This window comes from Clostridium sp. AF17-21AC, from assembly GCF_003461365.1.
Classification (GTDB): Bacteria; Bacillota; Clostridia; order Lachnospirales; family Lachnospiraceae; genus Coprococcus; species Coprococcus ammoniilyticus.
This window is the reverse complement of the sequence record NZ_QTWY01000003.1, coordinates 78,110-95,455: the sequence shown is the minus strand read 5'-3', so window position 1 is coordinate 95,455 and position 17,346 is coordinate 78,110. Positions and strand designations below refer to the sequence as shown.

At 41.7% G+C, this 17,346-nt stretch carries 10 protein-coding genes; 5 read left to right on the top strand and 5 right to left on the bottom strand.

Going from position 1 to position 17,346, the window contains the following annotated elements:
• Positions 1-345: 345 nt before the first annotated feature.
• Positions 346-2,790, top strand: a complete 2,445-nt coding sequence (locus DWW85_RS05550; RefSeq protein WP_021944316.1) for a glycogen/starch/alpha-glucan phosphorylase — start codon at positions 346-348, stop codon at positions 2,788-2,790.
• Positions 2,791-2,916: 126 nt separating this feature from the next.
• Here DWW85_RS05550 and DWW85_RS05545 read toward each other — a convergent pair whose 3' ends face one another.
• From DWW85_RS05545 to DWW85_RS05535, 3 genes are all read right to left on the bottom strand, one after another.
• Positions 2,917-5,280: a right-handed parallel beta-helix repeat-containing protein gene (locus DWW85_RS05545; RefSeq protein WP_117807888.1), complete on the bottom strand. Its 2,364-nt coding sequence runs from the start codon at positions 5,278-5,280 to the stop codon at positions 2,917-2,919.
• An 81-nt stretch (positions 5,281-5,361) separates the two neighbouring features.
• Complete coding sequence (locus DWW85_RS05540) at positions 5,362-8,034, bottom strand: right-handed parallel beta-helix repeat-containing protein (protein WP_117807886.1); 2,673 nt, start codon at positions 8,032-8,034, stop codon at positions 5,362-5,364.
• A 28-nt stretch (positions 8,035-8,062) separates the two neighbouring features.
• A complete protein-coding gene (locus tag DWW85_RS05535) occupies positions 8,063-9,013 on the bottom strand; it encodes a glycosyltransferase family 2 protein (protein ID WP_117807884.1) in 951 nt (316 codons plus the stop codon).
• Positions 9,014-9,203: 190 nt separating this feature from the next.
• Between DWW85_RS05535 and DWW85_RS05530 the strand changes: the two genes are divergently transcribed.
• Positions 9,204-10,448 (top strand): acyltransferase, encoded by a 1,245-nt coding sequence (locus DWW85_RS05530; protein WP_181986508.1) that lies wholly within the window; start codon positions 9,204-9,206, stop codon positions 10,446-10,448.
• 79 nt (positions 10,449-10,527) lie between these two features.
• On the opposite strand, the gene DWW85_RS05525 is transcribed toward DWW85_RS05530, so the two are convergent.
• Positions 10,528-13,011: a glycosyl transferase gene (locus tag DWW85_RS05525; protein WP_117807881.1), complete on the bottom strand. Its 2,484-nt coding sequence runs from the start codon at positions 13,009-13,011 to the stop codon at positions 10,528-10,530.
• A gap of 288 nt (positions 13,012-13,299) precedes the next feature.
• Between DWW85_RS05525 and DWW85_RS05520 the strand changes: the two genes are divergently transcribed.
• Positions 13,300-14,085: a hypothetical protein gene (locus DWW85_RS05520; RefSeq protein ID WP_117807879.1), complete on the top strand. Its 786-nt coding sequence runs from the start codon at positions 13,300-13,302 to the stop codon at positions 14,083-14,085.
• A gap of 302 nt (positions 14,086-14,387) precedes the next feature.
• On the opposite strand, the gene DWW85_RS05515 is transcribed toward DWW85_RS05520, so the two are convergent.
• Positions 14,388-15,389: an aldose 1-epimerase gene (locus tag DWW85_RS05515; protein ID WP_117807878.1), complete on the bottom strand. Its 1,002-nt coding sequence runs from the start codon at positions 15,387-15,389 to the stop codon at positions 14,388-14,390.
• A 336-nt stretch (positions 15,390-15,725) separates the two neighbouring features.
• Here DWW85_RS05515 and DWW85_RS05510 point away from each other — a divergent pair, with 336 nt between their 5' ends.
• Both DWW85_RS05510 and DWW85_RS05505 read left to right on the top strand, forming a co-directional pair.
• Positions 15,726-16,742 (top strand): GDSL-type esterase/lipase family protein, encoded by a 1,017-nt coding sequence (locus DWW85_RS05510; RefSeq protein WP_117807876.1) that lies wholly within the window; start codon positions 15,726-15,728, stop codon positions 16,740-16,742.
• Between the two features lie 69 nt (positions 16,743-16,811).
• Positions 16,812-17,300, top strand: coding sequence for a DUF4358 domain-containing protein (locus tag DWW85_RS05505; protein WP_117784610.1), 489 nt, complete (start codon positions 16,812-16,814; stop codon positions 17,298-17,300).
• Positions 17,301-17,346: the final 46 nt, after the last annotated feature.

Genomic DNA, 17,346 nt, shown 5'->3' with positions numbered 1-17,346 from the left:
CCTTATGAAACTGTTCAGATATTGGCATGTTGCATAGGGCAAGAGCGTATAAATAACTATAAAAACAGAAAATAACTGAAAAATCATTGTAAAATTGCAAGATTAATTAGACTTTGGTCTAAAAAATATGTATTTTTCTACAAAAAATTAAGACATGTATTGAGAAATACATGTTTTTTTGTTAAAATAATATAGGTTTCTTCCAAAAATTCTCATGGTAAAATCGGTTATTATGATGAATCAGGACGAAAGAGATATAAAGGATCCGGATGATACCGGCATCTGATTATAGAAAAATCGTCAGGGATGCATTCTGGCGTGCAATTTTCAAGGAGGATACGATAAATGAAAAAGTTGATTGATTTCGACAAAGAGGGCTTCAAAAAAGAGGTTATTACAAATGTGAAAACATTGTACAGAAGACCAATCGAAGAGGCAACTCCACAGCAGGTATTCCAGGCTGTCAGCTACGCTGTTAAGGATGACATAATAGACAGATGGATAGCAACACATAAGGAATATGAGAAGAAGAACGTTAAGACAGTTTACTATCTGTCCATGGAGTTCCTGATGGGTAGAGCCCTGGGAAACAATCTGATCAATCTGACATACTATGATGCAGTAAAAGAAGCATTGGATGAACTTGGATTTGATCTGAATCTGATTGAGGATCAGGAGCCGGATGCAGCACTTGGCAACGGTGGTTTGGGACGTCTTGCAGCATGTTTCCTGGATTCTCTTGCTACACTTGGTTATCCGGCATACGGATGTGGTATCCGTTATCGTTATGGTATGTTCAAGCAGGCGATCAAGGATGGTTATCAGATCGAGCTGCCGGATGACTGGTTAAAGGATGGCAACCCATTTGAAATCAAGCGCCCGGAGTATGCTGTAGAAGTTAAATTTGGCGGTTATGTAAGAGTTGAGAACAGAGATGGAAGAAATTACTTTATTCAGGATGGTTATCAGACAGTTCGTGCCGTACCATATGATGTTCCGGTTGTCGGTTATGGCAACAATGTTGTAAATACACTTCGTATCTGGGATGCAGAAGCAGATCAGGAATTCTGCCTTGATTCATTTGATAAGGGTGAATATGAAAAGGCTGTTGAGCAGCAGAACCTTGCTAAGACAATCGTTGAAGTTCTTTATCCAAATGATAATCACTATGCAGGTAAGGAATTAAGACTGAGACAGCAGTACTTCTTCATTTCGGCATCTGTTCAGAGAGCAATCCTGAAATTCAAGGAGAAGAACAGCGATATTCATAATCTTCCGGATAAAGTTACATTCCAGATGAATGATACACATCCAACAGTTGCTGTAGCAGAGTTGATGAGAATCCTTATGGATGAAGAAGGTCTTGAGTGGGATGACGCATGGGATATCACAACCAGAACATGTGCATACACCAACCATACGATCATGGCTGAGGCTCTTGAGAAATGGCCGATCGAATTATTCTCAAGATTACTTCCTCGTATCTACCAGATCGTAGAAGAGATCAACAGAAGATTCGTACTGAAGATCCAGTCTATGTATCCGGGCAACCAGGATAAGGTTAAGAACATGGCTATCCTCTATGATGGTCAGGTTAAGATGGCACATCTTGCTATCGCAGGTTCTTACTCTGTAAATGGTGTTGCGGCACTTCATACAAAGATTCTGGAAGAGAGAGAGCTGAAGGATTTCTATGAGATGAGACCTGAGCAGTTTAACAATAAGACAAATGGTATTACACAGAGACGTTTCCTTCTTCATGGTAATCCGCTTCTTGCAAGCTGGATCACAGATAAGATCGGTGATGAATGGATCGTTAAGCTTTCAAATCTGAAGAAGTTAAAAGTATATGCTACTGATGAGAAGTATCAGCAGGAATTTATGAATATCAAGTACCAGAACAAGATCCGTCTTGCAAATTATATCAAGGAGCATAATGGCGTGGATGTAGATCCTCGTTCTATCTTTGATGTACAGGTTAAGAGACTTCATGAGTATAAGAGACAGCTTCTTAATATTTTACATGTTATGTATCAGTATAACGAGCTGAAGACAAATCCATCATATGATATGTATCCAACAACATATATCTTTGGAGCAAAGGCTTCCGCCGGTTATAAGAGAGCAAAGCTTATCATCAAGCTGATCAACTCCGTTGCAGATGTTATCAACAACGATGCATCTATCAAGGGTAAGATCAAGGTTGTATTTATTGAGAACTACAGAGTATCCAATGCAGAGCTGATCTTCGCAGCAGCAGATGTCAGCGAGCAGATTTCAACAGCTTCCAGAGAAGCATCCGGTACCGGTAACATGAAGTTCATGTTAAACGGTGCAGTTACACTTGGAACCATGGATGGTGCAAATGTAGAGATCGTTGAAGAAGTTGGCGAAGAAAATGCAGTTATCTTCGGTTTAAGAGCTGAAGAGGTTATGAAGTATGAGCGTGAAGGTGGATACAATCCAAAGGATATCTACAACAATGATGCAGCAGTAAGAACTGTTCTTACACAGCTTATCAATGGTATGTATTCTTCTGATGATCCGGATCGTTTCAGAGATCTGTATGATTCACTTATCAACGAAGATGTATACTTCATTCTTAAGGATTTTGCTTCTTATGTAGAAGCTCACAGAAAGATCGATACTCTTTACAGAGACGAGAAGAACTGGGCTAAGATGGTTATGTTGAATACAGCATGCTCCGGTAAGTTCTCATCAGACAGAACAATCGAAGAGTATGCAAAAGAAATCTGGAACCTCAAAAAGGTTAAAGTCACATTAGACTAGAACTGTAAAATATAACATATATAAATAATGAGACATATATACATTTATGCCGCAGAACGCTTGCGCTCTGCGGCATAAATGTATTATAGGGGGCTTTCAATAAGTGATATCTCCATTTCGGAGGGGTTATTTTTTTAGCTTCACTTTTTTAGTGGCAGTGTATACCTTGCGGCGGGAGGCTTTGGAAATTTTATTTGAGTAGATGTTGCCTTTGCACTTCTGGTCTGCATATACACCGAAGGTCACTTTGGATATTTTATTGCCGGTCACTTTGATATTTGCCTGGAGAGCTGAGACGCCAGGACCTTTTTTATTGCCGGTAATAGTGTTGTTTTTAACTGTCACTTTATATTGTGTGGAAGCCGGTTGCACATAGATGGCTGCCTTGGTGCTTCCGGATATTGTATTTTTATCGATTGTCAGCACATTTTTGGTACTGCATATATTAATACCGCTTGTTGCTGCCTTCTTGATCGTATTTCCTGAAACCGTTTTCTTTATAGTCGATGCGTTGAAGACCTGAAGACCGTATTTTCCGGCTGACAGGATCTGGTTGTTTGTAACTCCTCCGGTTACGGTTGACTTTGTGGAGATGCAGATCGCAGTATCGCTGCTGTTTTCCATAGCGTTGCCTATAATGGAACCGCGAACCTTGGAACCGTTATAAAGGAAGATTGCTCTTCCACAGGAATATTTTGCAGATCCTGCCTGGATCTTGTTTCCGGTTATGGTTTTAGAGGCTGACTTCTGAGACAGCTTGATCGCAGGAGCATTTTTGCCGATGGCTGTGATCGTGTTGTTTTTGATCTTTCCGGCTTCACAGTTATTGTACAGGCTGATACCTGTATCTGTACAGCCGCCGGTGATGGTATTGGATAGAATATCTGCCACCGTAGAGTTTGTACTGAGACTGATGCCGCCGCTTGCACATTTCTTTATTTTATTCTTGGATAATAAACCGGTACAACCGCTGTTCTGATAGATGTGGATACCATAACCGCCGCAGTTGGAAATTGTGTTGCTGATAATATCCTTAGCCGTTGATGAGAAATGAATGGCAATACCGTGTCCGGTCATTCCGGAAACCTTGTTGTTTGACAGGACAAGTCCTTTTGCATAGCTTTGAATAAAGATGCCGTCTCGTTCATTTTTCAGAGGATCCTTTGCGCTGAATCCCTTTCCGGTAACGGTATTGTTTGTAAAGGTACAGTTCCAGGCATCAGTGATGTGGATGCCGGTAACGGCTGTTGTGATATTGTTATTGGATACGGTTACACCGGTAATGTAATAATTTCCGGTAGGGAAATATTTACCGTCCGCACCTTTCATTTTTTTCAACTGGTTGTGGCCAAATACCTTAATAGCTGCAGGATTCTCACAGGATGGAGAATACTTTAAGGTGATCGTGTTATCGCTGATGACAGAGTTCAGATCGTAGATGATCTTTCCTTTGTATGGTTGTTTACTGTCCAGAATGGTAGAAATAACAGAGCCTTCGTAGGATTTAAAATTCTGGAACAGGATACCGCCGCCGCAGTTTGTGATCGTATTGTTTTTGATCTCACAGTTGCGGTAGTTAAGTCCGATAATACATTCTTCCATAACATTATTGAAGGTATTGTTATTGATCTTGATATTCTCATGGTAAGCACCCAGAAGAAGTGTATGGCTGCCAATGCCACGGATGACATTCTGAAATTTACATCCGGTGATCTCAACGTTTTTCATTGTTGTGCCATCCTGAACGACACCCGGAAATGCGGCTTCTTTACATGGAGTATCAAGCTGAAGGGCTTCCTGGTTGACGTGAGCGTTTGTCACACCGGTTTCCCGTCCGTTATTTTTGAAAGTGCAGTTTTTTACATAGAAGCCATTGATCGCACAGACCTCCATCTGATGCACACAGCCGCCGCCCGACAGGGTGATACCGGACAGATTCACATTTGTTGCATGAAAGAGACGGATCATACTGGAAGTATTCTCACTGTTCCCGATCAGCGTTCCGCCATTGATCGTTATATTTTTAAATCCATCATATCCGGTGCAGAGATCACTTTTGTTGTAGTTTGTCTGGTCTTTGTAGGAGCCGGGAGTACCGGATATGATCATGTTGAATTTACCATTGTCTGCACAGGTCAGTGTAACACCTTTCAGATTTAATGTGGTGTTGCTGAAAATACGGGCTGTCGATGACAGGGTATAAGAACCGGAAGGAACGGTTACAGTAATGATACTGTCCGTCTGATCTGCCATATCTCTGGCCGCTTTTAAAGCTGTGTTTAATTCTGTTGTAATGTCAGTTCCGTTTTTGACAGTCAGTGTGATCACACTGTCAGTGATAAGCATGTCGTCATTCGATGCGACGGCAAAGACCGGCGCTGTTGTAAAACCGGAAGCCGGCATTGCAGCATTTGAGCGAAATGCAGTTCCGAAGATAAGACCGGCTGCAAGGACTGCTCCTGCCATACATGAGATAAGATGTTTTTTCATAAAACTTCCCCTTTCCAAAATATCAGATGTTCTGGTTGACTGTTAAAAAAACAGATGCCACTAAGTATCTGCCTGACAGGATCAGGCGGTAAAGTTTCCGCTTGTATAGGAACCATAGATGCTGAGATTTCCAAAGGAACGATAGGCACGAACACGATAGTAGATTGTTTTGCCCTTTGGAAGATCCTGTAAAGCATAGGATGTCTGTTCCTTGCCAAGCTGTTTTGTCGATTTGCCGGAAAAATGATCGGTTGTACTGTATTGTACTTCATAGCCACTGATTCCTTTGACCTTCTTCCATGATAAGGTTGCCTGATTGCGTGCTGTATTCATAGAACAGGTGAGATCCGTTACCGTACCGCATATTTTCTGGTCAGTGTCATTAATCGACAGATCTTTATTTGCTATATCGTTATATATATTATTGCTGATCGCACCGGATACGGATGAGGAAGCAGCAATACCATATTTGAAATCAGTAATATCGTTGTCAGAAATAGCTACATTGCATTTGGATAGTTGCATACCATTTAATGATGCAGATCCACATAAGGTATTTTTGACAACTGTCAGCAGGTAATTGCTGTGTGCAGCAATGTTGATTGGGGCATTGCCTTTTGCGGAAATATAGTTATACGAGATAGTTGTATCGTTATTGATGCTCTGGACATTGATGCCGTAATTGCTGCACTCACTGATTGTATTATTGTTGATGCCGCCACAGACCGTTGCTTCTTTTTCCAGAAGGATACCGTTGGTTCCACTTCCATTGATAGAGTTTCCTTCAATGTTCTGACCGATGCTGCTGGCTCCATTTACTGCGATCGCACTTTTGCCAATGGAAGAGAGCACATTTTCACTGACCAGCTCTGCAACCTTGGAATGATTGGCAATAGATATGGCATACAGGGCTGCATCCGAGATCGTGTTGTTTTTTACGGAACCAGCAATTTTGGAGGCCTTATCAACCAGAATTCCCATTCCGGAGGAGACGTCCGTTTTTGATGCATAGATCCGGTTGGATGAAATCTCTTTTGCAAAAGAGCGTCCGGTGATCTCAATTGCATTTGCAACGGTTGCTTTTGTTTTATCACCCATGTCACGTACCCGGTTTGTCGAGATCAGCCCGGTACGGCTGTTGCTGTATACTTTGATCGCCGGATTGCCACTGACAGCACCAAAGGCATTTCCTGTTATGTTCGTGACACGGCTGTTGTTCCCAACCAGAATACCGCCGGCTTTGCAGTTTTTTACAATGTTGTTTGCAATATCATAGATACATGCACTGGAGTCTGTCAGAAAGATTCCGGTTCCGGTACAGTTTTTAAAGGTGTTATTTTCAATCGCAGAGGCGGTACTGTTGTCCGTAATATACAGACCATAACGCGGCATGTTCTTGATCTCATTTCCGGTTACGGAGATATTCTTACTGGACTGATCAATACGGATGCCATCTCTGGAAGTTCGTAATTTGTCATCCGGCGAGAAATTATATCCATTGATTGTATTACCGGATACCTCGCAATCTCTTGCATCGGATAAGGTGATACCGTCTCCCGGTGTGATGATCGTATTGTTTCGTATAATAACGGAGCTGATATAGAAATCTTCATCCGGCAGAGGAAATCCATCTCCTCCTGTGATGTTGCTGTTCAGCTTTCTTCCATAAACGAAGATTCCGGCAGTTTTTAATGTTGTCGGATGGTAGGTCAGCTTCATGGTGTTGCCGCTGACTTCTGTTACTGCATTGTTGATAACAGCGTTGTCGATCTTCTTTGCGCCATTTAAAACCGTTGTGTTCATGGATACTTCGTATTCCTTGGCATTCTGAACCAGAATACCGCCGCCGCAGTTGGTGATCGTGTTGTTCTTTACTTCACAGTTTACATAGTTTAAGCAGACAACACATTCTTCCAGCACATTGATAAATGTGTTATCGTTGATCTTGATATTTTCGTGATATGCACCACAGAGCATGGTGTGTGTTCCGACACCACGGGCAATATTCTGGAATGTGTTGTGTGTGATCTCCACATTCTTCATAGGGGTTCCGTCCGGATAAGTGCCGGGATATACCAGTTCACTGTATGGCATATCGAGCTGTATGGCTTCTTCTTTTTCAAAGTTTTTGGTATCGTCAGCACGTTTGCCGTGGTTTTTAAATGTGCAGTTTCTGACATAAAAGCCGTCGATCGCAGCAACCTCTAGCTGATGTACGCATCCGCCGCCCGTGAAAGTAAGACCGTCAAGGGTAATATTAGTAGCATGAAAGATACGAACGATACAACTCAGATTGGCTTCGGTGCTTTCCCAGATTCCGCCCAGAACCGTGATATTCTTATAGGCATCATAGCCGGAGCAGGCTTCACTGTTGTTGTAATCGTCATAGTCTTTGTAATTTTCTGTTGATGATGGACCGGTGATCAGCATATTGAACCGATGGGAACCGGCAAATGTAAGGTGAACATCCGTGACATCCAGCGTTGTATTGCTGTAAATATGCAGTGCAGCGGAAAGAAGATAACTACCTTTTTGAACCCTGACTGTAACAATCTGCCCGGAGCTTTCGGCAAGATCTCTGGCATTGATCAGCGCTTCGTTCAGCTTTTGGGATATGTCGCTGCCGTCTTCCGCAGTAACCTGTATAACAGTGTCTTCGGAACTGGTTTCTTCCGCAGATACAGAAAAAGAAAATCCGTAGAGGAGCAATGGAAGAATCAGCAGATGCAAAATAATATATGTAAGTTTCTTCATTATATATACGCCTTCTTTGTTTTTATTCCTAATGGATCGGATCTACATGATCCTTATTTGTTTCCGATACGATGTAATGTGGCCGGTTTTTTACTTCCAGATATGTCTTGGCAATGTATTTACCCATAATACCCATGCACAGGAACTGAAGTCCAGCAATAAAGATGATGATACAGGCAAGAGATGGCCAGCCGGCAACCGGATCTCCGAATATTTCTTTTCTTATAATAATGAAAATAACCATAAGAAAGGAAAAGATCGTCAGAAAAATGCCAAGCCCGGATGCAAGGGACATCGGGGTTTCGGAAAAATTGATAATTCCATCGACCGCATATTTGAATAAGCCCCAGAAACTCCATTTTGTTTCTCCGGCAATGCGGTTTACATTTTCATATTCCAGCCATTTGGTCTTAAAACCGATCCAGCCAAAGATACCCTTTGAGAATCGGTTGTATTCGCACATGGCGACGATACTGTCTATCATTTCACGCTTCATCAGACGAAAGTCCCTGGCACCATCGACAACATCTGCGTCCGAGATCTTGTTGATAAGCTTATAAAAATTCCTTGCAAAGAAGGAACGGATCTTTGGTTCTCCAATCCTCGATACCCGCCGGGTGGCAACACTGTCATAATCCTCGGTTTCCAGACAGTGGAGCATATCAGGCAGCAGGGCAGGGGGATCCTGCATATCTGCATCCATGATGGCGGCATAGTCACCATCTGAATTACAGAAGCCGGCATACATGGCAGCTTCTTTTCCAAAGTTTCTTGAAAATGATATGTATTTGTAATGAGAATCCGTATCACAGATTTCTTTCATGACGGAAAGGGTTGTATCTGTAGAACCATCATTGATCAGAAGTATCTCAAATGTATATTGATCCAGAGTCTGGATTACTTTGTTCAGTTCGTTCTTAAATAAAGGAAGTGCTTCCGCTTCATTGTAACAGGGAACGATCAGATTCACTTTTTTCATATAACTTCTCCTTGTGCCGCTGCCATATGAACTGGCAGAACGGTATTCTTTAATTTTAGTTCAGGGAGAATGGAGTGTCAAGGAATCTGCCAGCGCTTTTGAAAATATAAGATTTGCATATGTATGTTGTTAGATGCTATAATAAATCCAAATGAGCAAAAAAAGTTTTATTGCACAGGAGAGAAGGAATATGAAGGTAAAAGCAAAATCATTTGAGGCATGGAAGGTTATCATGATTACCCTTGTCTTTTTATCATATTGTGTGGGGATGATGCCGGGAGAAAAAGCGCAGGCAGTTTATGACAAATATCTGGATAATGGGATATTTGGAATGGCATTTTTCTTTGTTCTGGTAGGATTTGGAATCGGTATTCATTACCATAAGAAGTTTATTAATCTGAACAAGAAGAATTATCTGGAATTTCTTGGAAAGAAGCTGGGGATTCTGTATCCGCTTTATATGATCATGCAGACAGTATTCCTGATCCTCGCATTGTGCAGCCATCCCGGTTCACAGGAAATTAAGACACTGATCGTGAAGTATATCATCAGTATACCGATGCTTCAGGCAATGATACCGAAGGCTGGATATTATATGGCACTGAATCCGGTCAGTTGGTTTGTATCAGCAATCTTTCTGATCTATCTTCTGGCTCCGGTGATCGGTATGCTGGCGGCAAGAATGAAGCGGGATCTGAAAAGAAGTGGATTGGTGATAGCCGGGCTGATCGCTGTATATATAATTGTTGCAGGACCACTTGCTGATGCAATGGTATTGAAGCATGATATGCCATATCTGTTTCTGATGAATCTTATTTTATTCTGTATTGGTGTCTGGCTTGCAAATTTCAGACTGAATATTCGGATCGAGACAGATCGTTCCGCTGGAAGAAATCTTCTGACCGGAGCAGAGCTGGTAGTGCTTGTGGCAGCGGTTCTCATTTATCTGGGAACAGTTGGGAAATATGGAATTCCTGCAGCACTTCTGAGATTGCTGTTGTATGTGCTGATCGTGATGGTATTTTCTTATGACGGTGGAATGATTTCTCATATATTTACATTATCACCATTTGGAATCTTAAGCTCTATGGTATTTGATTTTTACCTGACCCAGTATTTTGTGATCCGTTATATTGGAACTCCGATTCAGAAGAGATTTGGAGAAAGTAGTAAGGATATAGTTGTCAGCATCATTCTGGCTTATATTATTAACTGGTGCATCGTATTAGTGATCAAGGTAATTAAAAAGATATATCGAAAGCTTCGCTACAGGGTATCTTCCTTTGCCGGAGATCTTGGAGCAGATGGGGTTGTAGATGATTATCTGGATGATGGATATGAAGAAATTGATCAGACCAATATCAATACGGAAGCTTATGACCGAAGCCGGTTGGATCCAATGGCAGTTGAGATTACAGAAACGGAAGATGAATAGAAATAAAAATGAGACACATATGATTTACAATATACAGTCATATGTGTCTCACTTTTTATATCAATATCTGATATATGGATTAACCCATTACTACTTCTACAGCATGAGTCTTGCCATCACCAAATACTGGAAGAACATTGCTCTCGATAGCATTGCCATCTACAGTAACACTCTTGATACCCTTATTTACATGATCCGGATTTGTAACCTTGATGTCATATGTAGCACCACGGAACTGACGTGTAGCATTCAGACCATCCCATGCAGCAGGAATAGATGGATCGATCTTAAGACCATCAAAGTCTGCTGAGATACCTAAGATGTACTGTGAAATAGCTACCATGTTCCAGGCTGCAGTACCTGTAAGCCATGAGTTCTTACCCTGACCAAAGTGGTTACCCGGCTTTCCAATATCGGAACCGGCATCCTTACCACCGATCATCTGACCATATACATATGGTTCAGTCTTGTGAATATCGGATGTCTCCTCAGTGAAAGCAGGAGCAATCTCTGAGTAATATTTGAATGCCTGATCGCCGGCGCCTGCGTAAGCAGCAGCACAGATGATCCATGCATTGTTATGTGTGAAGATACCAGCATTCTCTTTGTATCCGCCTGGGTATGTTGAGATCTCACCATACTGGATGTAATACTTTGTGAATGCAGGATTGTTAAGTACAAGTCCGTGCTGTGTATTCAGACGCTCATCAATAGCAGCAAGTGTCTTCTTGTCGCAGCCCTGATCTTTACCGATGTCTGACATAATAGCGAAGCCCTGTGGCTCGATGAAGATCTGTCCTTCTTCACATTCCTTAGATCCCATCTTCTCCCCATTTGCATCGTATGCTCTTAAGAACCAGTCACCATCCCAAGCGGATTCCATGATGTTAGCTTTCATCTTATCGATCTCAGCTTGAGCAGCTTCTGCTTCAGCGTCCATTCCAAGGTGCTTGAGAATAGCAACATAGTTAGGACCTGCATATGTAAAGAGTGTAGCAACCATAACTGACTCAGCAACCTTTGAGTATCCGCCTTCAGCAGCGAACTTAGGGTTGGTGTATGTCTGGAAGCTTTCACCCGGTGTATCGGAGAAGCATGAAAGGTTGATACAGTCGTTCCAGTCAGCTCTCATTGCAAGTGGAAGTCCGTGTGGTCCAAGGTTGTTTACGATCTTGTAGAAGGAAACCTTTAAGTGGTCAAGCATTGGCTTAGCGATGGACATATCGTTGTCATATGGAACCATCTCATCAAGAATACCCCAGTCGCCTGTCTCCTTGATGTATGCAGATACAGAAAGGATCAGCCATAATGGATCGTCTGAGAAGTCACCACCGATATCTGCATTACCCTTCTTTGTAAGTGGCTGATACTGATGATAGCATCCACCATCCGGGAATTGTGTAGAAGCGATATCAATAATTCTTTCTCTTGCACGATCAGGAATCTGATGAACAAATCCAAGTACATCCTGGTTGGAATCACGGAATCCCATACCACGGCCGATACCGGACTCGAAGTATGATGCTGAACGTGAAAGGTTGAATGTAACCATACACTGATACTGATTCCAGATATTAACCATACGGTTAACCTTATCATCAGGAGTATTAACATTTAAGATGCTTAAGAGGTTGTTCCAGTGTTCTTTGAGTTCTGCAAGACCTGCTGCAACCTTCTCAGGAGTGTTGTATTTCTCCATCATCTCAAGAGCCTTAACCTTGTTGATCGTCTTGCCATCAGCTTCGAACTTCTGGTCAACAGGCATCTCAACATATCCAAGAATAAATACAAGAGTCTTTGTCTCGCCCGGAGCAAGAGTGATCTTCTTGTAGTGTGAAGCGATTGGTGACCATCCATCTGCAAATGAATCATTTGACTTGCCGGCTTCAACAGCCTGTGGGTTGTGGAAACCATTGTAAAGTCCGATGAATGAATCTCTGTCTGTATCGTAACCGTCGATCTCGTCATTTACTGTGTAGAATGCGAAATGATCACGTCTATCTCTGTACTCTGTCTTGTGGTAGATTGTTGAACCAACAACCTCTACACGACCTGTACTGAAGTTTCTCTGGAAGTTTGTGCAGTCATCCTGTGCATCCCAGAGACACCACTCTTCAAATGAGAAGAATGAGAAAGTCTTCTCTTCTGAGCTTTCATTTGTAAGAACAACCTGCTGAACTTCTCCGGCATAATTCTGAGGTACGAAGAAAGTAACCTCTGCCTTTAAGTTGTTCTTCTTACCGGTGATCACTGTGTAACCCATACCATGACGGCATTCATATTCGTCAAGCTCTGTCTTAACCGGTGACCAGCCCGGATTCCAGATTGTACCATTCTCGTTAATATAGAAATAACGACCACCCATATCGATAGGTACATTGTTATAACGGTATCTTGTAATTCTACGAAGACGAGCATCTTTGTAGAAGCTGTAACCTCCCGCTGTATTTGAAATCAGTGAGAAGAAATCCTGTGTTCCAAGGTAGTTGATCCAAGGATAAGGAGTTCTAGGAGATGTGATGACATACTCCTTGTTGGCATCATCAAAATAACCAAACTTCATGTAATATATACCTTCCTTTCATGTGTATTAAGATAAGTAGTGTCTGCCGTTATCAGGCAGTATCCACTGCTCCATGATCTCTCCCTTACAAAGGACATAGTGTGCCCCTTATAAAAACAGCCATATGGGCATATTATATAATAAAATAGGATATTTGACAACAAAACCCATGATAAAATGTGGAAAAATAATCATTGTAAAAAGAAGCCTCATCTGATACACTCAAAATGTGAACAGACATAAAATGTTCACATATATATTATTTTTTACGTTTTAGGAGGAGAGATTATGAATTGTCCAAATTGCGGAGCAGAGACAAATGGTTCAGTTTGTCCTGTATGTGGAGCAGAAGTAGGTACAAGTGGTGGGTTTACACTTGCTGGGAATGATCAGCCACAGCAGCCGGAAAATGCAGCATATGGTGTGCAACCACAGCAGGGAATGGGGATGGATCCACAGTATGGTGGATCACAGTATCAGGGAGATCCAATGCAGAATGGTTATGCAGGAAATGCATATGGTACACCGGGATTTGATACTGGCGCAGGTTATCAGCAGCCACCAAAAAAGAAGAAATCCGGTGCAGGAGCAGTTATTGGAATCATTGTTGCACTTGCAGTAATTGCAGCAGCAGTTATATTCCTGTTTTCAGGTTCGCTTGGGGGAGCCAAGAAGAGCAAGAAATTAGTAGATCAGTTTATGACCGGAATTGAAGAAGCAGATACAGATAAGATCGTATCACTTGTTGATGAAGACTGTGTTGCTGACAATGATGTAGAAACATTATCCAGCAGCTTTGAGCTTCTGACCTCTATGGGGGTTGAGTATTCTATTGATTACAAGATCACATCAACAGAGAAGGCAAACAGAGCAACTATCAAGAATATGTGCGAAGGTCTGTATGGTGATACGTCTGTAGCAAGCAAAGTAAGATGTGCTTATATCTGTGATGTTGATTATACCATGACAATAAACTACCTTGGAGAGACAGAGACAGAGGATGACAAGATGTCACTGATCTGTTACAAGAAGGGCGGTAAATGGTATATCGGCGGAACGGTAGAGTCCGAATAAGACCGGGCCTTATATGAAAACATGGCATATGCTATTCCTTACACAGAATACATATGCCATGTTTTTTATAAATCTATGTCTACCGGATGTGTCCTTTCAGAGAAACGGCTCTGCTATAAAATGACATTAGCGTGGATTTCGTAGTAAGATGCACATTGCCAGTAAATACGGGTGCTTGTTTGAGCCGAAGGCGAGTTAGCACAGGAGTATTTACAAATTAGGCATGTGCAGCGAACAGAAATCGCAGCGAGTCATTTATAGCAGAGCCGTTTCTCTGAAAGGACATATCCCGATAGACTTTTTTATCTTACAAAGATTCTCTCGGTTACGGTTTTGGATTCGCCGGGAGCCAGTTCGGTGTAGCCGGTTACGGCAGGATCACCGGAAAGGTTTGGAGCATCAATGTTCCAGCTCATAGGTTCCGGACAGAAGAATTCTTTCATGCCGTGATCATTCCACATGATCCAGTATTTCATAACATCACATACTTCGTAGCAGACACGGACGCCTGTAACTTTATCGGTTACGATGACACCATAGAATGGCTTGCCGTCTAATTCGTTCATTTCAGCGGTATAGAGGTCGTTGTCGATGTCCTGAAGAACAGGAACCATGTCACCCTCTTTGTACATCATATCATATCTGGTAAGCGGCAGTGTTTTCTCGGTTGGAATACAGGTGTCGCTGAGTTCCCATTTGTCACCGATCGGAACCTGCAGACGCACATTTGCGCCGCTTCCGCCATTTGTAAACGGTGCTTTGAATGCGATATGGTTACATACACCATAAGGCATCTGAACCTTGGAAAGGTTAGTCAGTGTAAAGGAATAATCCAGTCCGTCTGCTGTCAGTGTAAAGACAAATTCTGCCTTGAAGCTGACAGGGAAAGTTTCGAAAAATTCATCATTTTCATCATATACATAAGAAGTCTTTGCAACAGCACTTTCACCCTCTACATACATGTCATCAATTGTATGGCAGCGTTTGTGAAGAAAACCATGCAGATGGTTGCCCAGCGGATCGTTGCAAGGGAAATGATACATGGCATCTGAGGTTTTCAGATCTCCATGAGATAATCTGTTTGGAAGATATAAAGTAGGCATACCGTATACCTCGGCAGCAGCCTTCAGTTCTTCCGGTGAAAGTGACAGATCATTTCTTAAGATATCAATATTAAGAGCTGTGTTTTCCAGCTTCATTACATTACTTCCGTTAAAAGGTGCGATCAATGCACGAAAATCTCCTGCGATAAGTTCGATACAGGTTTCGCCTTTAAAATCATAGTTTTTTGTGCTAAAACTCATAGTAACCTCCCATATAAAGTGATAAGTATTTGTATTTAAGATACATAAAACGGAAAAAGTCTGCAAGATAATATTATGTATGTGTAAGTGTGAAAACAGACCCATCTCAAAAATCTAATAGAATAGTAACACTTAAGTTAAAAAGTGTCCATAAAAATGAAACAAGATTTGTTAATTTCAACAATCAGAAAAGTCGAAAAACGACTAAAACTGCGAATTATGTAGAAATTTCAAAATCTGTACACTTATGTAAAGTGGTATGCTATAATCGAAGCTAACGGGATAAGACCCTTTCCTTTTATAAAATGTAAGGCAAAAAGAGGAATGAATAAGAGAATGGACAATGAGAAAAGATATAGCACCAGGATAAAAAGTGAGCGGTGCGATAAGATAAAGATCAGCAGTGTGGCTGCCGTATTTCTGGTATGTTCAATAGTGATATTTGCGACAAGATACAGACAGGATATATGGAACTTTGACAGAGAAAATGGAAATGACCATCAGATAGAAAATGTTGCGACCGGATCGGATGCATCGGAGGAGGCTTCCGAGGAAAAAACGACGGAGAAGATAACAACGGAAACAGCGACAACAGAGAAACCGACTACGGAAAAGGTAACAACGGAAGCATCGGAAACGGAAGAAACAACGACTGCCGCATCATCCGAAGAAGGTGGTTCAACAGTAAAATATGTGAATATCAAGGACCCGGATACATCATCTAAGGGAAATGACTGGTACGATAAGAAACTGTATACGCCGGGAAATGTAACGGATGATGCTTATTTTGATACAGCGGTACTGATCGGTGATTCAAGAACCGAGGGACTTAGTCTTTATACCGGAATGTCGAATCTGGACGCGTTCTGTTCCAAGGGGCTGAATATCGAAAAGGTCATGACAGAGCCGATCGTTTCTACAAGTGACGGAATGTTGACGGCACTGGAAGCGCTGAAGCAGAAGGATTATGAGAATATATACATTTCATTTGGTGTTAACGAGCTTGGATGGATCTATGAGGATGTATTCATTGAAGACTATAAAGCATTTATTGATGCAATAAGAGAGATACAGCCAAATGCAACGATCTATGTTGAGAATATTCTTCCGGTATCCAAGGCTTTATCAGATGAAGATGAGATTTATAATAACTCCAACATTAAGGCATTCAACAAGCTGTTGAAACGGATGTGTAAGGATTATGGCGATATCATTTATCTGGATGTTGCAAGCAGTGTGACGGTAGACGGAGTTCTCCCGGCAGATGCCAGTACCGATGGACGACATTGCAATCAGGAATATTGCGAGAAATGGCTGGATTACATCCGACAGAATGTATATATAAAGAAGTAAATGTCCGGATAGAGATATTCGGATCATCATAACAGTATCAGACAGAAGTAACAGGAGAGAATAAACAAGATGAAGAAATTAGTAAAGTTATGTGCAATTTTTAGCCTGGCAGGAATGCTTGCAGGCTGTGGAACAACGGTTGGTGGAGCAGGTGGTTCAAAGGAAGACCTGAATATAAATGTTAAGGACATGGCAAATGAACTGAAGAGCGGGCTGACATTTGAAGATACGCTTTCAGAGCTTGATACAGGCATGGCACTCACATATTACGGAATTGATGCAGACAGCGTAAAAGACAGCGTGATAATCGTATCGACCGGAGCAACTGCTGAGGAGATTGCAGTATTCGAGGCAGCAGATTCAGATGCGGCTGACAAGGTAAAAACAGCCTGTGAAGACAGAAAAGAAAAACAGACAACATCATATGCAGATTACAAGCCATCCGAAACCGGACGTCTTGACAAGGCGATCATAAAAGAGGACGGAAATTATGTTGTATACTGTGTAACAGATGATACGGATAAGGCAAACGAGATCATCAACAAATATTTCAAATAACAGATATAAAAAACGAACCTGTAAGCAAAAGGCTTTCAGATTCGTT

What these genes read in the sequence shown, in the direction of transcription:
- DWW85_RS05520 (WP_117807879.1), top strand. Translation starts at nt 13,300, where the DNA reads ATGAATTGTCCAAATTGCGGAGCAGAGACAAATGGTTCAGTTTGTCCT.
- DWW85_RS05545 (WP_117807888.1), bottom strand. Translation starts at nt 5,280, where the DNA reads ATGAAAAAACATCTTATCTCATGTATGGCAGGAGCAGTCCTTGCAGCC.
- DWW85_RS05505 (WP_117784610.1), top strand. Translation starts at nt 16,812, where the DNA reads ATGAAGAAATTAGTAAAGTTATGTGCAATTTTTAGCCTGGCAGGAATG.
- DWW85_RS05515 (WP_117807878.1), bottom strand. Translation starts at nt 15,389, where the DNA reads ATGAGTTTTAGCACAAAAAACTATGATTTTAAAGGCGAAACCTGTATC.
- DWW85_RS05530 (WP_181986508.1), top strand. Translation starts at nt 9,204, where the DNA reads ATGAAGGTAAAAGCAAAATCATTTGAGGCATGGAAGGTTATCATGATT.
- DWW85_RS05525 (WP_117807881.1), bottom strand. Translation starts at nt 13,011, where the DNA reads ATGAAGTTTGGTTATTTTGATGATGCCAACAAGGAGTATGTCATCACA.
- DWW85_RS05540 (WP_117807886.1), bottom strand. Translation starts at nt 8,034, where the DNA reads ATGAAGAAACTTACATATATTATTTTGCATCTGCTGATTCTTCCATTG.
- DWW85_RS05510 (WP_117807876.1), top strand. Translation starts at nt 15,726, where the DNA reads ATGGACAATGAGAAAAGATATAGCACCAGGATAAAAAGTGAGCGGTGC.
- DWW85_RS05535 (WP_117807884.1), bottom strand. Translation starts at nt 9,013, where the DNA reads ATGAAAAAAGTGAATCTGATCGTTCCCTGTTACAATGAAGCGGAAGCA.
- DWW85_RS05550 (WP_021944316.1), top strand. Translation starts at nt 346, where the DNA reads ATGAAAAAGTTGATTGATTTCGACAAAGAGGGCTTCAAAAAAGAGGTT.